We start from the raw sequence: 16,228 nt of genomic DNA on the forward strand, positions 1-16,228 counted from the left end.
ATGAACCCCGAAGGGGTTGTCTGCTGATATTCCTCTTCGAAATCCTTCCAGCAGATCAAGGCTCCGTCAGGAGCCGCTGCGTGAATATCATGTTATATGATGTCAGCGTCTTCTTCGAAAATACTTACACAAATATTCCACTTCCCATGATGTTAAATATATTTTTTCAATTCAAATAAATCATTAATAATATAATCCGCTTGTTTAAGCTCCCATTCTTGGGCAAAGTCAAATCGACAACCAAAAGCCTTCAATCCATTGTTTTTTGCTGCATTGATATCAGAGATCCTGTCGCCAACTACAGCAGCATTGTTGATGTGATATTTCATAAGGATGTATTTAACTAAGTCATCCTTATTCTGAGTCTCTATTTGCTGGATGCTAAAGGTTTCTGTCACCCAATTATTTAACTTGTAACAGTTAACGATAGCATTGAGGTATTCGATTAGTCCATTACTTGCAATAAAAATTAAGCAGCCTTCCTGTTTTAAAAAATCAAAAACTTCTTTGACATGCGGATAAAGCGCACCTTTGCCATAATTAATATTTGCAATTAACTTCTCCAAGAAGATTTCGTCTACCATTCGTCTGGTTTCGTTTGAATGGTTCGGTAGTAACGTTTCCCAAACTACTGGTAGAGGAACTCCCATAATTTCACGATATTTTTGAGTTGGAGTCTCACTCGACCATTCATTACGAGACCTCAAGATAGAAAACGTTTCTTCTAACGATAACTCTAAGATTTTGTTTGTTTGAAATAGTGTACCATCCATATCGAAAATAACCGCTTCCAGCATGATTTCACTCCTATTCAGAGTTTGAATAATTTATTTTGTATTTTTATACGCTGATTTACTATAACGTTACTGTATCCACGACGACCACCGACTTAAGTCACGTTAGGGGCGACCGCGATTCGGTTAGTCGGTGCGGATGTGTCCGCCAGATTCCACTTCCCTACCAATTCCCTTCGGACTGAACGAGGGAGCGTCAGGACCCAAAGCTTGGATATAATGTTATCTGACGTAAACCTCTACTGTGAATTAGCTATAATCTTGTTCGTTAAGTTAAACACATGGCGGCATTCATAGTAATAACTTTTGAGTTTATATCCCCCAGCTTTAAATACAGGCTTATGTTGATACCAAACTATAATTAGCGTTCCTTCAAAAAGAATTCTACGAAGGGTATAAACTATTCTGTTAAAGAAGACGTTTCTATTTTGAGCAAATTTATGAAGTGTTTCGGATTGAAACTGAACATGTTTATCTTCATCACTTAAAATCTGATTACATAAATCGATTAATACTTCTGACTTTGTAGATTTTTGCAAAGCTTTATAGTACAACTTAGCAATGATCTCAGCGGTTAATAGAACAATGACTGATTGTTCTAAACTCGCATATCGACGTAATCTTCTAAATACATTGTCCACCCAATGTCTACGAAGGAGTGGGATTCCCTGTACCTTCATAAATCTGCCTAGATCTCTAGCGTGCCTTTGTTCTTCTTTAATGAACTCTATAAGCGCTTCATAGTAATCCTGATCTTGTGTCTGATGTACATATTCTTGTGCACGTTTAATTAGATATTTACCTTCAGAGTTTTCTCCTAATTGAAACTGTTGAATTGACTTAATGATTATTTCTCTTTCATTAGTTGTTAATTTATAGTTGTCATCCCAATGAATATATTTGAGATTTTGATTATTTCTTCGATAATATTGCACCCATTTCGAGAAAGTGATATTCATTATTTGCTCCTAAAATGTAATAGGTTTATGTCAGATAACGTTCCTGTATTTACGACTCAGCCCATGCTGAGTGTCCGGCCTATACTTGACCAAGGACGTATATCCGCAGCGTGAATATTATGTTAGGCGATGGGCTTTCTTCTTTGTATAATCTACGAAGATCTATTTTTCTCTTTAATAACAAATTGTTTGAAGTAATCTTTAAATATCTCGTATAGTGCCTGTATTTCTTTAATTTCTTTAAGGAATTTATTCTGTATCTCTTCTTTTTGTTTATCTTCCAGCTCTATATTGAATTCAGAGTTTTCGTACTCACTTAATAAATCATAGAAATATTCACAGGGTTCTTTTACTGCTTCACAGTTGTCGGCATACTCTCCAGATATAAACAGAAAACTAGCCCAAGATATCTCTCTTCTGTCGTACTTCAAATATAAACAAGCAATGTATTGGTCAAAAAGTTCACTATTGTAAGGATCAATAAATGGATCTGAATTAATATATTTATCGACTATTTCAATAGCACGTCCTTGAAAACGTACCGTTGCTAATTCAATAATCCAATACGGTGGTTTGGAATATTCATCGATTATGTGATCACAAAACAACTGGAAGTGCTTGTACCAGATCAATTTACTATCAAGCATGATACTTAATTTACAAGCAAATTCTTTATTAGTTTCTAACTTCATTGAAAACCTCCTGGCTTAAAGCCTTTCATCTAACGTTCCTGTATTCACGACTCAGCGTATGCTGAGTGTCCGGCGTATGCCGGACCCAGGACGAATGTTCGCAGCGTGAATATTATGTTATAGGATGTCAGCACTTCATTGAAATACTCCCAAGAATCTAAAATCTTAATTCACTAAATGTTATTAATCTTTTTCATCATTTCTACTCTGCCAATACTCTTATATTGCTCATTAATAAAAGAAATCACCTCATTTAAATATACAAATATTTCATTAAGATATAATTGGAAATCATTAAAAGTTGTATCATCAGGTACTACTTTTTGCTCGTAAATTTGCAGATATAATGACCACCAGTCAAATTTTCTTGGAACTGGATAACCGATTTTTTCCAAGTCCTTTTCTAAACCGTCCAAAAATCTCAATTGGGGTATATTCCCTAAGTACAAATCATCTTTTTTCTCGACTGTGATCATATATTCGACTGCTTCCAAAATACTTGTCAAATAATCGAACGGATCAAAACATTCTGGGACATTTGTGAATTCACTCTTATCGAGTAATTCTCTACAATAAAAGCTCTTTATTTCAGAGACAATATTTTCATCTTCAAAAATAACACCGCTCTCATAATTGTTATTACTTCCAAAACTGAAGTTAGCAGAACCAATATAAGCAAAATTATCAGTAATAAAAAGCTTTGAATGGTTAGTTATAAGTTCAGCACACAGCACAAAATTTTTGAATATATCTTCTATCTCCAGTTTATCTTCAGAAGAAAATGTTCTTTTAGCGTATAGTAAATTAATATCAACTCCTGAGTTTGCTATGTCAGCTAACTTTCTATAAAAGCTTCTTTCATATTTATTTTCAAAATTAAAATTATACGTTGCTATATATATATTTTTTGTGTTTGTTAAACGGCTATTCAGTAATTCAGTCCAGAAATCAGATTCTTTAAAAAAAATCACTTTACCTTGTGAAAATAAAATTTCCTTTTGCATGTTTATCTCCTTATACTTTTGTTATAAATCATTTTCTAGGTTAAATAGTTTTTAAGATCTTGCTGATTTCCTATAAAATCATATATACGAACTCCGTAAATACCTCTCTTTTCAAACAATATCCAAACTACTTATAATATAACCCATATTAATCCATCTGCGAAGTCACGAACATACTCAAAAAAAGCAGCCCCAGTGCGAACTGCTCCATTCGTTAGAAAAGACTAACCTGATGGATGCAGTTTAACATTTGGGCTGCTCTTTCTTCGCTCAACTTTACTAATAACCTTTAGTGATTAACTTTTGCTCTCCTTCACCTAAAACATTTACTTCGCTCCGCTACTCCACACCACGCGCTCGCTCATCGCTTTATGCTGTGCAATCAGACAGAGTTCTGCCGCTTTGAACGCATGCTCTTGTGTCATCGCTGTCTCGGTGCGATCCAGACAATCGCGAATGAGCTGACCGAAGAACGGGTACCCGACCTTGCCTTTTACATTGTAGCGGTACTCTCCTTCATGATTGACCAGGTACACCTGATCCCCCTGAGGTTCCCTTGCGATGTCGATATACTTCCGCAGCTCGATATAACCGTCCGTTCCCAGAATAACTGTACGCCCATCGCCCCATGTGCCCAGACCATCCGGTGTGAACCAGTCCACTCGGAAGTAACCGGAGGCTCCATTATCACCAATTAGAGAAGCTTCGCCGAAGTCTTCCAATTCCGGGAACTGTGGGTGATTGAAGTTATGCACACGACTGAACCCTACCTCAGCGTCTGTACATGATGCAAACGTCAGAAATTGTTCGATCTGGTGACTCCCGATATCACATAGAATGCCGCCATACTGCTCATGCTTGAAGAACCAGTCGGGTCTTCCTCCAGCATTCAGGCGATGCGGGCCTGTACCCATAACTTGCACTACTTTGCCGATTGCCCCTTGTTCAATGAGCTGTCCCGCATAGATCGCACTTTCTACATGCAGTCGTTCACTGTAATACACCATGTACTTTTTGCCCGTTCGCTTCACTTCTTCTCGTGCAAGCTTTAATTGCTCCAGCGTGGTAAACGGTGCTTTGTCTGTAAAATAGTCCTTGCCTGCGGCCAGAACTCTCATGCCAAGCGGTGCACGATCTGAAGTGATCGCTGCACTTGCCACCAATAACACCTCATCATCTGCAAGCACCTCTGCTTCAGATCCAGCGACTTGAGCCTGTGGGAACTGCTTCTGAAATGCCGCTACCTTCGCCGGGTCTGGATCATACACCCACTTGAGGGTAGCTCCAGCCTCCAACAATCCCCCAACCATGCCGTAGATGTGTCCATGATCCAGCGCAACAGCAGCAATAGTGAACTCACCCGGAACACATACGACCTCTTTTGTGACACTTTTTGGTGCATAGAACATTCCATCTTTAGCCATGTCATCCCATCCTTATTATAAAATGTTGATTACAATGAACTCGTCTTATATATCATCTTCATTTAAACGTCTGACTCAAATCAGCAGGTTGACTGCCACTGAATGCCTTGTCTTTCTTCGTCGTTGAACCAGCAATGCGTTCCTGCAGTTGCTCGTAGAACAGATCCTCATCGATCGGCAGATCCACCCAGTTATCCGTCCAGGTGGACAGCAACATAGCGTTCGACAATGTTAATCCGTGTATACCATCCTCACCGGGAGCAATGAGTGGTGCGCCTGTACGAATCGAGTCAACCCAGTTACGAATCAGACCCGGGTGACCCGTTTCCACACCTGTAATCGGAATCTCGCATTTCCAACATTCTGGCTGTCCAAAACCTCCGGTAAACCGCTGATTGAATTCAGGCTCAGATTCCCGAAGTCGCCAGAACGTAAGTTTTCCGTCTTCGATCACGATTTTACCTCGGTCTCCGTTGACCTCAAATCGGTTCGTACCCGGTGCTTCGCCAGTAGTCGTTACAAAGACACCTGTTGCTCCGTTTTCATACTCAACATAAGCTGTTACATCATCTTCCACTTCAATATTCCGATACTTGCCAAACGAACAGAAAGCACGCATTCGTACCGGCATCATGCCGATGGTCCACTGCCACAGATCCAGTTGATGCGGGTCCTGGTTAATCAGTACACCGCCACCTTCCCCTGCCCAAGTTGCCCGCCAGCCGCCGGAATCATAGTAACTTTGGGATCGGTACCAGTTCGTAATAATCCAATTGGTACGCCGTACCTCGCCCAGTTCTCCCGAAGCGATTAAGTCTCTAAGCTTAATGTAGAGTGGGTTGGTCCGCTGGTTGTACATCATGGAAAAGACTTTACCGCTGGCTGCGGCTGCTTCATTCATCTTGCGTACCTGTTTTGTATACACACCGGCCGGCTTCTCGATCATGACATGCAAGCCATGCTGGAACGCCTGAATGGCTTGTTCCGGATGATCATAATGCGGCGTTGCAATAATGACTGCATCAATCGTACCCGAAGCCATCATCTGCTCAGCATCCTGCCAATAGGTGACCGTTGCCGGAAGATGACTGGATACCCAGCTCTCCATCTCTCTTCTTACATCACATACGGCGACCAGCTCTGCACCGGGTACTTCTCCAGCCACCAACGTTCTGGCATGTGCTGCTCCCATGTTTCCTATACCAATAACCGCTACTCGTACGATACTCATGACTGCTCCTCCTCGTCCACACGACGCTCAATTTCGGCGAAAACGTCTGCAAAATGCTGTAACATCGCCTTGGATTCCAAGGCACCACTAAAGTCCTCAATTCCGTAGTATCCGTCATACCCAACGGCACGAAGATCCCGTACCATTTGTACCCAATCAACCATACCTTCAGTCAGCGGCGTCCAGTGACATTTCCAGGCTGTATTCAGAGCCACTCCGCTGCTCTTCTCAGTCACATTAGCCTTTTGCGAATCTTTCCCTTCTGCTTCAAACCACCCGGCATTTTTTACATGTACATGAGCCAGATAAGGCCCCAGCAACTCAAGTCCCATTCGATGATTCTCATATCCTTCATGCACCATATTGCCTGGATCGTACAATACACCCACATGCTGCGGGTCCAGCGATTGCACAAGTCGATAGGCCAGTGATGCCGTCGGTGCAATCGTCTGATGATGTGTCTCTACAATCGCCTTGATGTTGTACTGTTTGGCCAGATCTTGTACTTCACTCAGGTAATCAACGGCTTTACGATACAACTCAGGATAACTGGTCTTGCGATCATATCCAGGAACACCCACACGCATCATTGAAGCTCCTAACCCATCCGCAGCCTGAAACGCCTGCTCGGTGGCCGACAGATCTCCATAGTTCAGATACGGTACAAGTGCAATGGATTTCCTGCCTTGCCCTAACGCTGCTTCACGAAAAACAGGAACCTGTTCCTGCCAGCGGCTCGGATCTACAGAACATCGATTATTTCTCCAGTAAGAAGGCTCTTCAGACATAGCATCTTCAGGAATTCCACGGAATCTCCACTCAATTCCATCAATCCCCGCTGCTGCCGCAGCCGATGCCAATTCTTCTGCATTCAGATCAGGGGTAGCCACGGTGAATACAGACAGTTTCATCATGATCCATCTCCTTATGTAAACGTATTCATTTCATGTCGTAAAGGCATTGTATCACTCCATTGAACGTCACCATAGGGGAAAACGCCAACAGATGAATGACAGATAACGAACAGAGCACATTCCCCATTCAGAGATAACTTCCAAGAGAATGATGTGATCAAAAATCAAAAAAGACATCCCTGGAACAGATTTCAATTCTGTTCAAAGATGCCTTGTACAATAATTTTATATATAGGATTTAAATTTGAGGAAAAGGTTCCTATCAGTTATCCAGTCGTCACTTCAGTAGCTGGTTCTGGTTCTTGTACTCGTCCAACTTGCAACCAGCGCATATCTCTCTAATCCCGATCAAAGAACACATGTTCAGCCTGTATTTTCCCCTGATCTATTGTCATGATGCCAAATGAGTATTGTTTCTGAAAACGCCGATCCGTAGGCGACCCCGGATTAAATACCAGTGTGTTGTCCACGGTATGCATCACCGGGATATGTGAGTGTCCGTAGATCACAGCATCCACATGCTGGCCTGCAAATGTATGAATTGCATTCTGCTCCGTACCCTTTGATCCCAGATGACCGTGCACAAGACCCAGACGAAGCCCTTCCACTTCAACAATACGGGAATATCCCAGTTCTTCAGCGATTTCGGCCGGGTCCGTATTACCCGCTACCCCTTCAACAGGTGCATACTCACTAAGCATTGGGTATACACTCCAATCCGACCAGTCGCCGGCATGAAGAATGAGATCTGCACTCGGCAATACATCCAGGAGCCTAGCCGGTAACTTCCGTGATTTACGTGAACAATGCGTGTCGGAGATGACTACAATTTTCATATAACAACCCACCTTTCCTTTAAGGTCGTTCAAAAAGTCCGCTTTTGATTACGAAGGATGCCTAACGGCATCGCAACATCGAATATGGAATTCAGCCGAAATGTCCGTTGCTCACGTAGTTTCCTACGCTCCGCTACTCCATTTCTAACTTCATCCCATCTTCTCGGTACTGAAAACCACCCTTTTTGAACATGCACTCTAAGCCTTTATTGCAATCTATTCTGTCTGTGATGGAACAGTTTGCATCTGAGTACAGGAACGTTCCATATCTTCGAGTGTAATGGATGCAAAGAACTGCTCCACCTTCGCCTCGGCAACCTGATACAGATTGGTCAGCAAGCTGTCTATATGCAAGCCCACTTCACAATCCGGGTTACAATTGCCGTGAATCGGGAACAATGGACCTTCGTCCTTGGCAGCCTGATAGATCATGGCTAATGTGATTTCACTTGATGGCTTCGCTAAGTAGAAGCCTCTTGTTCCAGGAGAGGAGTTCACCAATCCTGCCTTTTTCAGCCCGCCCAGAATACGTCTGACGACGACAGGGTTGGTATTCACGCTACCTGCAATATGTGCAGACGTGATTCGTTCAGGCGCGCTGAGTGACAATAACAACAAACAATGCACACTGACCGAAAAATGAGTACTCATGATTAACCACCTTTATTTAATATAATCCAGGACATGCTGACGTTATTCAGAAAACAGATCCTTTTCGGGACGTGCTCTGATCTTGAGCTGTCGCACACTGTATTCCAGTTGTTTCACAATATCATCCAGTTGTTTGCGATCAATCTTGGTCGGATCTTCCACCGGTTTCGCGGACGACTTAAGATCGCGGATCGTTAACTGCTGTTCTTGCCATTTGTCCATCAAATCTGCAATATTGGCATAGAAACGTTCGTAATCTTTGATGACCAGGTCAAGATAAGCATCTACCTCATCCGGATCATAACCACGAAGTTTATAATTAAATTGTTTTTCATGAATCGATAACGCATCTAGCTGCACTCCCAATTGTTTAAACAATTGTCTCTGTTTATCCAATCTTCGTTTCATATGTTCATCCATATTGACAACCTCCATTATAGGCCAAGCCGTGGTTCTATTTCCTGTAAAGAACATACGGCATTTTCTCTCTCTATTTTTTATAACACATAATCCGTCAGATATAAAACGATACAGCCCTATTCCTCACGAAAATGATTGCTTTTCATCCATTTCGGGTAAAGACACACTACACCCCACAACGGGAAAGGAGCATGTCCTTATGAGTACATTAACTAAAGATCAACATCAAATACTGAAAAACGCCCTTTTGGAGCAACGTGAAAACTTGCAGCGTCATTTTGAATCCAGCATGGAAGACGGTGCTCCAGTCGAGTCGCTGAAAGATTCAACCGGTGAGCTGTCCTCCTATGATAATCATCCGGCAGATGCCGGTACGGAAACATTTGAACGCAGCCGTGATCTGGCGATTGACGATACATTAACAGACGAATTCAATCAAGTGAACGACGCATTGGAACGTATGGAGCAAGGTACATATGGAACCTGTGTAACGTGCGGAGAAGATATTCCCTTCGAACGACTTGAGGCTATCCCTTATACCGCTTACTGTATTGACGACACACCTAATCGGGAGATCAGCAACGATCGGCCCGTTGAAGAAGAGGTAATGACCATGCCTCCGAGTGGTGCTGGAGAAGGTAGACAGCAGCGGGCCGGCAAGTTCGACAACGCAGATGCGTGGGAAGCGGTCGAAGAATATGGTACATCTAATTCCCCAGCAACCGCAGCCAAACGTGATGTGAAGGGTTACGATGAGAACATGTAACTTCGTTATGAGCTGAAATGGTAAGCGTCAAAATTGAAATGAATTCAATAGGCGCTCCACCATTAGCCTTCCTTATCACGCATTAAAAAGCCGCCATTGGGCGGCTTTTTCTAGTTTTCTCCAAAGCAGTCTCTCACATTTGCCATTACTTGCTTCCAGCGATAACGCTAAACCCATGTATTCCATCGATTTATTCTTTCGATCCACTATCAGATGATGCAGATTCCTGCCGCTTAGAAACAGATCGAGACTTTTTCGTAGTTGCTTTGTCCTTATCAGACGTAGCTTTCTTTTTCTCTTTTGCATTTGTCTTAGAAGCAGGTATTTTCACTATAGGTTTAGAGAGAGCAGAGAATAACTGAAAGACCTCATGTTCCCCTTGTCGATTCTCTTTTGTAGTATAGGGTTCACAGAGTTTTATGATGTTTTTATACAACTGCTCTACTTCCTCACGGGTTGCATACAGCGTGATGTCCGAGAGGAACATCCGATCTTCGTTTTCCGCCTGATGCATGAATCGCTGACGACTTTGTTCGAACATCTCATTTAATAATTTGAGTGTCTCGGACCGAAACACCTGTTTCAATGGAGAGTTTTCCTTATCTTCATCTTCGTGACGGAGATGGATCTCTCCGGTGAATGGTTCATAATATTTGGCGATAATCCCATTAATCTCACGTGTAGAAACGATGGTCAGCAGACCAATTTTCTCCAGCTTTTTTACATGATAGTGAACTTTGGCTGGCACCTCACCCATCTGGTCGGCGATCTCTTTGACAGTGGATGGTCTGCCCTGCTTGTTAAACATATTCATAATCTGTATCCGATACGGATCGGAGTAGATTTTAATTTCTTCAATTGTTGAAAGAACCTTGTGCTCCATCCCTGTATCCTCATTTCCGGGGTACCTGTTGTCCATCGATATCTCTATTATACCGTTGCGTCAGGACTTCGGTCAAAACGAGCGAGAAATGACTTGATACGGAAAATCGGCTAATGATCACTTCTGAATATCTTCACAGAGCACTTCGAAAACTTTTGCTAAATAACAACATACCTGCTGACATGGCAAGCATAATACCAAAAACGATAAACAGAACAGGCATGGTCATCCAATCTGCAAGTGCTCCCGAAACCATACTCCCAAGGGGTGCAACACTCAAGACGAGCATACCCTGAAGGGCATACACTCTGCCCAGCATCTCCGAAGGGGTAACTTCCATAAGATAGGTGGCAAGCGGTGTTGTAGCCAGCGGAATCCCCATACCCATCAGTAGACAAAAGACCGCTGCAACCGGCAGTTGGAAGGAAGTCATATAAGCGGGTAGTGCCGTCATCGCATAACTGAGACCCAACATGACAACACCGCTGATGACCAGCACACCTTTACGATAATTCGCTCCCCTTTGTGTCAACCATACACCGCTAAGCAACATACCTCCCACCATCAGCCCACTGAGCAGACTTAATCCCCCAGCGCCAGCATGCAACGTTTCAATGACATAGGGTGTACGGAGAACATTAAACGGCATCAGGCAGAAATTAACGAAGGCAAACAGGATGGAGACAATTAACAATAAGGCATGTTTACGGAGAAAATGAAAAGCTTCCGCCATTTCGGAGAATATACTACTTTTGTCGGATGGAAGAGAATTCATTTCAGTTGATGTTTTACTTTCATTGTTAGCAGATGTTAAGACTTCAGGGTAGCCTACTCGGCTCATCATTAAAGCACTTAGCGCAAACAACCCCGCATCAATCAAGATCGTCCAGGCAATGCCTATTGTAGCAATAAGGGCACCCGCCACTGCAAGTCCTGCGAGTTCGGCCACTCTGGTTGCGGAAGAGGACATGGCATTACCCGAAAGCAGCATCGATTGGGGAAGCAATCGGGGGACACTGGACACTTCCGCAGGAGTAGTGAAGCATTCCAGCAAAGAATTCAGAATCGTAATGACAAACAGATGCCAGACTTCAAGTTGGCCCAATCCAAACAGCAGAGCTGTAATACCCACTAACAACCCGCGACCCGTATTCGTAATCACAATCACTTTTTTGGGAGACATGCGATCAACCAAAGCACCGGCGAACAGTCCCAGAAGGATATTGGGCAAAAAATTCACCGCCAGCAACGTACCCATCAACACTTTCGAACCGGTTAGAATGTACACCATCCAACTGTAGGCAATCGAGTCAATCGAATCACCAAATCTGGATACAACTTTACTAAGCATAAATTGCATGTACGGTCTGATTCGTATTAACTCACCCATACCTTGCTTGCCAACTGCTGTGTTATCACTCATCCCTTTTCACTCCTCAACGTTAAAATATTTTTCATGTTAATTTTATTTTAACGTAAGTTATGCAGAAATCAATACCTCCGTGAAAATAATTTTAACGACAAGTAAACAAAGTAAAATCTCGCTCTACTTTCAGATGATTCGTAATCAACACAAAGATTTTTGGGACAACCTTTTTGGACAACCTCCTATAACACAAAAAACAGACCACATGTGGTCTGCTCGGCTGGACATATTGTATTTGAACTGCCTTTATTTGCTGCCTACTTCTCAACAAGCAATTGAAATCCAGACTGTTCAGCCTGAACCTCCAACATCAAATCACGTACCCGGCCTGCTTCATTCCCTAATCGTTCTTCGCTGATTAGGTAGTTGGTCCATTTTAGCTCTAGTGGAAGTTCAATCGTACCCGTCAGGCAATCCCACAGAGCGTCGAGATTACCCCCATAAAAATCCGGCAGCTTCAGCTTATCCTTTAATTGTTGATGAAGTTCAGCGCTACTCGCAAAGTCTTCTCCATCCAGAATCACGGTATTCATGGCTGCTCCTTCCTCTATTTCAAACGTGTAAATGATGCATAGTGATCTGTCGTTTTGTAGATGAGCCCATCATTGGAGTACACAATCCGATCCGAATTACGGAAGCCGGAAGTATAGTTAATATCCGCTTCGCGCCATGTACGTCCGCTGGCCGAAGGCAGAAGCCCTTCCCGATTGCCAAATGTGTCCCCACCGATGCTTTTCCCAGGAGCAACTACAGCCAAGTTTCCTTTTGACGCTACCCAGCCAAGTCCTGTTGCCTGTGATTTGGTAATAAAGTTACATGGCAACGTTCCGTTTGCACTCAAATAGTTAGCTACACCCGTAAACGTATTGATGATGGTACATGTTGCAGCAGATGCCTTCTGCTGTGCGACTGGAGTGAACTGTGAACCTGTGAGGAAAACAAACGTTAACAACAATGCCAGTAATGCGGTAGATATCAACTTTTTCATCAATCCGGCCTCCCGATCCCTCAAAGTAGATGAACGTTGTCACGATATGCGTTCTGCAAGCTGTAACGTTCTAGTTGTATGTTCTGCTAGATTATAGTAAACAAGTCATCTCATGACTATTTATATCACATCATTTTGGTAGAAAGATCAAATGAAGACGTTTAATTTGTAAAATATTATAATTGTAACATTTTAAGACAGAAAAAAGACTCTCATCCTGAAGATGGAGTCTACTTTTCTAGTATGTTTAAACTGACCTAATCTAATCGATCAGTTGCACCCGTTGACGAGTTCGAGCCGATTCCAGGCATGCATCAATAACGCGCATGTTTTGAATGGTATTTTCCGGACTGAAAGGTAGGGCAGCTCCATCAAGCACAGCCGTTGCAAATGTCTCCACCTGAAGCACATAGGAATTGGACACCGATACACGTTCCTCACGGCTGACCGAATCGGTGTGCACAATAATCTGAGGTGGAATATCACTGTTCTCCCAGCCAAATACTTTTGGCAGTTCAATCCGCCCTTCCGTCCCGAGAATCTCCATCTCCGCTCGACCTGAAGCCCACATACCACAGTCAAAAGTTAAAGCTACCGAATTCGGAAATTCTACCAGTCCTGACGCCATCATATCCACGCCATCATGCTCGTCCGAGAATAGAGCGTGTACTGTCACCGCTTCCGGTTCCTGTCCCAGATACATCCGGGCTGCCGAGATCGGATACACGCCAAGATCGAATAATGATCCGCCGCCCATCTCTCTTTTGAACCTTACATTTTCCTTGTCATCAGCGGTATTACAGGTAAAGTTTCCATGGATGGCTCTGACGATGCCAATCTCTCCACTAGCTATAATCTCTTGCACACGTCTGTGCTTGGGATGATATCGATACATAATCGCTTCTGCAAAAAGAACACCATGCTGATGACATACCTCAATCATTTCTGCCGATTCATCTGCATTCAGGGCAGCCGGTTTCTCACACAACACGTGTTTGCCAGCCTGTGCCGCTTTGATGGTCCATTCTTTGTGCATATGGTTAGGCAAAGGAATATAGATGGCTTCAATGTCCGGATCAGCGATGAGCTCTTCATAACTGCCATACGATCTGGCAATGCCGAGTTCTTCAGCAAGGGTTTCCGCTTTTTCCTTACTACGGCTGGCAATCGCCAACACCTCACCACGTTCGGACTGCTGTATCGCCGGAATGACTGCATTTTTGGCAATGGTTGACGTACCGAGTACACCCCACTGTAACTGTCTGTTCATGCTCATCTTCCTTTCGTACCGTAATTGTCCTCTTCTGCCTTGTGTAACATGCCGAGACAACGATCCAGGTCCGTTTTGACCTGTTTCTTGTATAACTCAGCTTTTTCCGCACCATCATCCGTAAAATGATATAAAACGATTTCCTGAAAATCCACCTTTGGATCATTACCTTTAAGTTTCTTCGTCCGATAAAAAACACCTTGCTGTACCAATTCATGCAGTGCCCGATATACCTCGCTCTGGGGTGGTACATAACCGTAGTCTTTGAATTCTTGCTTAATCGCCTCCAGCATCTCGTAACCATACCCCCTGTGCTGTTCAACCATCGTAATCAGATACAGCTTGATAAATGCCCGCTGTGCAATCATAAAAGCCACGTTCATTCCCCTCCTGTCAGAACCTATATATCTAGTATTATAAAACTTATGTTCGTGTTCTGCCATCTTTCTCCGCTTTGCCTCCCTTTTATCTATCTTCAAGGAGAGCGAGCAAGAAATCGTGTGAATATGGGGTAGCCTGGGGGAAGCACGGAAAAAGGTTTGCTTTTGTGAATTTTTCATGTAATGAAATTTTAATTTATATTCAAAAGTTGTTTATTTCAGGGCTCAGGGAGTCTTGAGATCGAATTTTAATAATAAGAAAGACTGTGCAAAAGCTGTAATACCTGTGCTCCTGTATCTTGTGTTCGTATACTCTCGTACACCTGTACATTCCTGCACAGTTGTGATTCTGTTGTGAATTTTTCATATGTTGATATATTCATTTATTACGAGCAGGCTTGGGTACAGTCCCCACAATCCATTTGCCCCAGCTTACACGCGAGATAAGCCATGTCAGTACACACGATAATGTAAGAGCCAACAACCAGGTGATGATCATTCGGACGACAGGGTTCCAGCCCATAGCAACGTAAAACAACTCATCCGGAATGTAGCTATACCGAAGCATCAACATATGCATTAGATAACCGCCATACGATACACCACCAATCCATCCCAGCAATCGTGTAGCCCTGAGGTTATGCAGTTTCCCGGCCAGCTGGTACATGACCATAATGGAAGCGATCAGAAAGAGTGCCATATCAGGGCGGATCAAGCTGACTGTGTAGAATGTAATTTTGATTCCTTCCGGCTTCTGAAACTCCAGCATTAATAAATAAGTAAACCGCAGACCCAGAACAATAAACACTGTCCAGTATATCCAGCGCAATCGATGAATCCATTCATTCCAGTGCTGGACGGATAACCCCGCTGCTGCACCAAGTACAAAATAAATAAAGAAATAGAGGAAATTGCGGTCTGCATACGTTGTAAAAGCATCTGTCAGCACCGGGATATTCACCCGTTCCATGAACTTGGCGATGTTTCTTAATTGATCCGCAAGTACAAGATACACCACACCAGAAATCAATAATGCGATCAAGCGCCCCTTGGCCTCATATCGGTTATATACATAACGAATGGCACGCAAGAAGAGCGGAAATAGCAGATAAAACTGGATCAGCATAATGATGTACCAAAAGTGTGAAGTCGTTTTGCCCGTAAGCAACTTCAAGCTTAGGTCTGGGATGTCATTCCATCCAAATCCGGTCCAGCCCCGTGGTGCAAGTGTAAAATAAATGAGTGACCAGATCAGATAAGGCACAATGACGTCGGTTACTCTTTTTCTCATGAACTGGCCATAATTCAGCTTGTCTCCCGTGTTATAAAACAGCACCATCCCTGTTATGAATATGAATAAAGGAACTGCAAATTTGGAGAGCATCAGCAGTATGGCCAGTAACACGCCATCCTCCAGTCTCGTTTCCGGCACCACAGAGTAATGTGCGATGGAATGCTGGAGAACCACTGCTCCAAAGGCAATTCCCCTTAAGCTCTCTATTTCTGTAATTCGTTCTTTGCGAGGCATACATTCAGCCATCCTTTCTTGGTTTTGCGATACAAACAAAGTACAATGAAGCCGTATATTTA

18 protein-coding genes are annotated in these 16,228 nt (G+C 43.1%); 1 reads left to right on the plus strand and 17 read right to left on the minus strand.

Annotated features, from left to right (window positions below; genetic code table 11):
* Positions 1-152 precede the first annotated feature (152 nt).
* The 10 genes from QF041_RS08585 to QF041_RS08630 all read right to left on the minus strand — a co-directional run bounded on the left by QF041_RS08585 (position 153) and on the right by QF041_RS08630 (position 8,925).
* Positions 153-797, minus strand: a complete 645-nt coding sequence (locus QF041_RS08585) for an HAD hydrolase-like protein (protein WP_307413569.1) — start codon at positions 795-797, stop codon at positions 153-155.
* 236 nt (positions 798-1,033) lie between these two features.
* On the minus strand, positions 1,034-1,753 hold the full coding sequence (locus tag QF041_RS08590) for a ferritin-like domain-containing protein (RefSeq protein WP_307413572.1): 720 nt from the start codon (positions 1,751-1,753) through the stop codon (positions 1,034-1,036).
* 152 nt (positions 1,754-1,905) lie between these two features.
* Complete coding sequence (locus QF041_RS08595) at positions 1,906-2,445, minus strand: hypothetical protein (RefSeq protein ID WP_307413574.1); 540 nt, start codon at positions 2,443-2,445, stop codon at positions 1,906-1,908.
* 173 nt (positions 2,446-2,618) lie between these two features.
* A complete protein-coding gene (locus QF041_RS08600) occupies positions 2,619-3,449 on the minus strand; it encodes a phospholipase D-like domain-containing protein (protein ID WP_307413575.1) in 831 nt (276 codons plus the stop codon).
* A gap of 326 nt (positions 3,450-3,775) precedes the next feature.
* On the minus strand, positions 3,776-4,873 hold the full coding sequence (locus QF041_RS08605; protein WP_307413577.1) for a Gfo/Idh/MocA family protein: 1,098 nt from the start codon (positions 4,871-4,873) through the stop codon (positions 3,776-3,778).
* Positions 4,874-4,931: 58 nt separating this feature from the next.
* Positions 4,932-6,104: a Gfo/Idh/MocA family protein gene (locus tag QF041_RS08610; RefSeq protein WP_307413579.1), complete on the minus strand. Its 1,173-nt coding sequence runs from the start codon at positions 6,102-6,104 to the stop codon at positions 4,932-4,934.
* Complete coding sequence (locus tag QF041_RS08615) at positions 6,101-7,015, minus strand: sugar phosphate isomerase/epimerase family protein (RefSeq protein WP_307416929.1); 915 nt, start codon at positions 7,013-7,015, stop codon at positions 6,101-6,103. Before QF041_RS08615 ends, QF041_RS08610 begins: the two co-directional genes overlap by 4 nt.
* Positions 7,016-7,356: 341 nt before the next feature.
* Positions 7,357-7,854, minus strand: coding sequence for a metallophosphoesterase family protein (locus tag QF041_RS08620; protein WP_307413580.1), 498 nt, complete (start codon positions 7,852-7,854; stop codon positions 7,357-7,359).
* Between the two features lie 216 nt (positions 7,855-8,070).
* Positions 8,071-8,505, minus strand: a complete 435-nt coding sequence (locus QF041_RS08625) for an Rrf2 family transcriptional regulator (RefSeq protein WP_307413582.1) — start codon at positions 8,503-8,505, stop codon at positions 8,071-8,073.
* Between the two features lie 42 nt (positions 8,506-8,547).
* Positions 8,548-8,925 carry a DivIVA domain-containing protein gene (locus QF041_RS08630; protein WP_017689054.1) on the minus strand — a complete coding sequence of 126 codons (378 nt, stop codon included), beginning with the start codon at positions 8,923-8,925 and terminating at the stop codon, positions 8,548-8,550.
* A gap of 199 nt (positions 8,926-9,124) precedes the next feature.
* Between QF041_RS08630 and QF041_RS08635 the strand changes: the two genes are divergently transcribed.
* Positions 9,125-9,691: a TraR/DksA C4-type zinc finger protein gene (locus QF041_RS08635; RefSeq protein WP_036609176.1), complete on the plus strand. Its 567-nt coding sequence runs from the start codon at positions 9,125-9,127 to the stop codon at positions 9,689-9,691.
* Positions 9,692-9,881: 190 nt separating this feature from the next.
* On the opposite strand, the gene QF041_RS08640 is transcribed toward QF041_RS08635, so the two are convergent.
* From QF041_RS08640 to QF041_RS08670, 7 genes are all read right to left on the minus strand, one after another.
* Entirely contained in the window at positions 9,882-10,574 is a 693-nt protein-coding gene (locus QF041_RS08640; RefSeq protein WP_307413584.1) for an ArsR/SmtB family transcription factor, read from the minus strand.
* 133 nt (positions 10,575-10,707) lie between these two features.
* The gene (locus tag QF041_RS08645) at positions 10,708-11,997 is read right to left on the minus strand and encodes an MFS transporter (protein WP_307413585.1); all 1,290 of its coding nucleotides are present in this window, start codon (positions 11,995-11,997) and stop codon (positions 10,708-10,710) included.
* Positions 11,998-12,257: 260 nt separating this feature from the next.
* Positions 12,258-12,533: a barstar family protein gene (locus QF041_RS08650; RefSeq protein ID WP_076208833.1), complete on the minus strand. Its 276-nt coding sequence runs from the start codon at positions 12,531-12,533 to the stop codon at positions 12,258-12,260.
* A gap of 14 nt (positions 12,534-12,547) precedes the next feature.
* Positions 12,548-12,988, minus strand: a complete 441-nt coding sequence (locus QF041_RS08655) for a ribonuclease (protein WP_036609184.1) — start codon at positions 12,986-12,988, stop codon at positions 12,548-12,550.
* Between the two features lie 262 nt (positions 12,989-13,250).
* Positions 13,251-14,258, minus strand: coding sequence for a Gfo/Idh/MocA family protein (locus QF041_RS08660; protein WP_307413587.1), 1,008 nt, complete (start codon positions 14,256-14,258; stop codon positions 13,251-13,253).
* 2 nt (positions 14,259-14,260) lie between these two features.
* Positions 14,261-14,635, minus strand: coding sequence for a replication termination protein (locus QF041_RS08665; protein ID WP_307413589.1), 375 nt, complete (start codon positions 14,633-14,635; stop codon positions 14,261-14,263).
* 382 nt (positions 14,636-15,017) lie between these two features.
* Entirely contained in the window at positions 15,018-16,166 is a 1,149-nt protein-coding gene (locus QF041_RS08670) for an acyltransferase (protein WP_307413591.1), read from the minus strand.
* Between the last annotated feature and the right edge of the window lie 62 nt (positions 16,167-16,228).

The organism is Paenibacillus sp. W2I17, assembly GCF_030815985.1.
Lineage (GTDB): Bacteria > Bacillota > Bacilli > Paenibacillales > Paenibacillaceae > Paenibacillus.